This window comes from Phycicoccus flavus, assembly GCF_004025965.2.
In the GTDB taxonomy this organism is placed as follows: Bacteria; Actinomycetota; Actinomycetes; order Actinomycetales; family Dermatophilaceae; genus Phycicoccus; species Phycicoccus flavus.
In genome coordinates this window covers 1-3,009 of the sequence record NZ_SAYU02000133.1, presented here as the reverse complement: position 1 = coordinate 3,009, position 3,009 = coordinate 1, and the positions used below count along the sequence as shown (strand labels likewise).

Sequence of the window (3,009 nt, the reverse complement as noted above, 5' to 3'; positions counted from 1 at the left end):
TCGTCGGCACCTCGATCGCGCGCTTCATGTTCCTCGACGGGCTGGCGTTCAAGACCTGGCGGATGCGCGAGGGCGAGTGGTTCGAGGGCACGTACGTCTTCGACAGCGAGGAGGAGCGGCGCTCGTTCCGCGCCGACTTCGAGCCCGGCGCCGACACCTCGCCGGGCAGCAAGATCATCGGGTCCTCCCCGACGCTCATCGAGGACTGGGAGGTCGTCGCCATCGCCGAGGGCCCCGCCGGCTTCCGCCGCGGCGCCGGCCCCTCCGTCAGCTAAGCCCCCCACCCGTCGGCCCATCGTCGGCCGACGTCCCAATCTTCTCCTGGCAACCGTCTTGGCACTTCGGCGCCGGGACCCTGGGTCAGCCAACCCTCCTTGCCCGTTGACCCATGGGCGGCCCGCGTGCTTCCTTCCCGGGGACAGCGTCCCGCCCCGGCGCCGGGCCCCTGGGTCAGCCAGCCCTCCTTGCCCGTTGACCCATGGGCAGCCCGCGTGCTTCGTTCCCGGGGACAGCGTCCCGCCCCGGTGCCGGGCCCTTGGGTCAGCCAGTCCATCTTTACCCGCTTATCCGTGGGCGGCCGACGCCCCCCGAGACTTCGTGGACCTGAGGCTCGTGTGACTCGTGATCGCCATGGTGCTTTATGGTGCGACGCGGTCGAAACCCGTCGAGAAAGTCGCGCACCTGTGGACAACTCGAGTGGCGGGATCGGGGGGTTTGGCTAGCGTGATTGCCCGAGGTCACCGAGGGGCTGGCCGGAGAGGGTCTGATGACGCGCGCGGGGTCGAGCACGGCGGTGGTGCTGGCAGGGCTGTTGGCCCTCTCGGTGGCGGCATGCGACTCGAGCGGTGCCGACGACCCGTCACCATCTCCGTCGGCGTCCAGCCCGGCCGCGAGCCCGACCACCAGCGAGACGACGTCGCCGGACCCGTCCCCCTCGGCGAGTCCTTCCCCGTCCGGCCCCGACATCCCCGCCGCCGCCCGCAAACAGACGCCGGAAGCGGCCGTCCTTTTCGTCAAGTACTACTTCGGAGAGCTCAATCGCGCATGGACAGAGCCGAGGGCTGGGTTGTTGCCTCCGCTCAGCACGTCGAAATGCGAGTTCTGCAAGAAAAATGAAGCCAGAGCGCGAGGCCTAGTTGAGGCGAGGGCCAGGTATAAATCGAAGCCCGTATCAGTGACGGTTGTAAAACCCGTAGGAGGGGCCTCAGGAGGAGAGCAGTACCTGTACGTTGAGTTCCAGCAGCACGGGGCGGTCATCGTCAATTCCTCCGGGTCCGAAGTGGGACGCGATGAAAAGGTGTTAGCGAAAACGTATGCCGCCCTGTCGTGGACTGACGGTCGGTGGCGACTGCGTGGCATCGAGTCCTCAAAATGAGGATGAGGCGTGCGCTAAGCGCCTGCACCCTAAATTTCTTGATTGGGGGCATTCTGCTTACCGCCTTTCCCTCAGCCGCACGCGCTCTGGACCTGCCTGGTGGTGGCGCTGCGGGTGACGTTTCTGAAAGCGGAAGTGTCCTGCACACGATGACAACCGAGGATTTGACGGGCCTTCAAAGTCGCTACTACAAGAGCGTGGTTGCACAGGGTCCGTTCTACGATTACGCCGCAGTCTCAGCCTGCAGCAACCTGCCGCCGGGACTCAATCCGGGCGACCTGTGCCCGCAGTCGTGGGGCCTGTGCCGGATCGCTAGCGGAGGCGGTGATGGTCCGGCGGTTGCCGTGTACGAGCGGCGCGTGCGGCGCAACGGGACTCCCTTCCCCAGCGACCAGGGACAGTGGGAGGAGATCGGGCTGACATGCTGGCCGGAGAGTGTGCCCGGGGCTGGACCGGCCCTCCGCATGGCGCGTATCCGGGAGGCGTTCCACGAGACCGACTTCTCCGTGCCGACGGTGAACATCCAGCCGGAGGGTGACGTGACGCTCGTCAATCTGCCGACGTTCTTCGAGGTCGTCCTCCCCGAGGAGGGCTACGGCCCCGACGAAGTCGACCAGATCCAGCTGCTCGGGTACGACATCGAGGTCCGCCCTCGGCTGAAGAGCGTCACCTACCGCCTCGGCGACGAGACGGTCGGACCGACCAAGGACCTCGGCGGGCCCTACCCGTCGGGGAGCATCGTCCACACCTACACGCGAGCGGGGGAGGTGCCGGTGCAGGTCGACATCGTCTACACCGGCGAGTTCCGCGTAAATGGCAGCGGATGGATCGACATCCCCGGCGAGGTCGACCTCGCCGGAGATCCCGTTGTGCTGACCGTGCGCGAGGCCAAGTCACGCCTGTACTCCAACTGACCCGCCCACTCGAGGGCCCGGGGCCGCTGGAGCGTGCGCGGCTCACGGCGATCCCGGCACCATGCGAACAGCAGATTGTCCCGGTGCCCACGGGGCGGGGTTCGCCGAGGAAGCTTCAGGTTCGCTGGCCCTCGGTAGTGGGGCGAAGGTGAAAGTTCCGGGATCAAGCGTGAAGCTTCCGGGATCAGGCGAGAATGGTGGGACGCACAGGTTGGCGCCACCTGATCGGTGGCGAGCCGGGATGCTCGCCGGGCGGGGTTCGCCGGGGAAGGTTCAGGTTCGCCGACCTTCAGAAGTGGGGCGAAGGTGAAGGTTCCGGGATCAAGCGTGAAGGTTCCGGGGTCAGGCGAGAAAGGTGGGACGCACAGGGGGGGCGCCCGCTGATCGGTGGCGAGCCGGGATGCTCGGCGGGCGAGGTTCGCCGAACGAGGTTCAGGTTCGCCGGTCTTCGGTGGTGGGGCGAAGGTGAAGGTTCCGGGGCCAAGCGTGAAGCTTCCGGGATCAGGCGAGAAAGTTGGGACGTACGGGGGGCGCCAGCTGATCGGTGGCGAGCCGGGATGCTCGCCGGGCGGGGTTCGCCGGGCAAGGTTCAGGGTAAGAGTCCCGCGGAGTGGTGGGCTTTGAGGTCATCTCGATGCCTACCGGTCAGCCCTGGCTGAGGGCGACGTGGTCATCATTGCCGGTTGTGCCGATCTTGGCCATGGATGCCTCGGAGAGGTA

Annotated in this window: 3 protein-coding genes; all 3 read left to right on the top strand. The window is 66.9% G+C overall.

Annotation, left to right across the window (positions count from 1 at the left end; all coding sequences use genetic code 11):
* The coding region (locus EPD83_RS20080; protein ID WP_165567066.1) for a hypothetical protein at positions 1–275 on the top strand (275 nt) is incomplete at its 5' end.
* Positions 276–727: 452 nt separating this feature from the next.
* On the top strand, positions 728–1,375 hold the full coding sequence (locus EPD83_RS20075) for a DUF6318 family protein (RefSeq protein ID WP_165567065.1): 648 nt from the start codon (positions 728–730) through the stop codon (positions 1,373–1,375).
* A gap of 464 nt (positions 1,376–1,839) precedes the next feature.
* Entirely contained in the window at positions 1,840–2,289 is a 450-nt protein-coding gene (locus EPD83_RS20070; protein ID WP_165567064.1) for a hypothetical protein, read from the top strand.
* Positions 2,290–3,009 lie beyond the last annotated feature (720 nt).

Coding starts and splice junctions, on each gene's coding strand:
- EPD83_RS20070 (WP_165567064.1), top strand. CDS start 1,840: ATGGCGCGTATCCGGGAGGCGTTCCACGAGACCGACTTCTCCGTGCCG.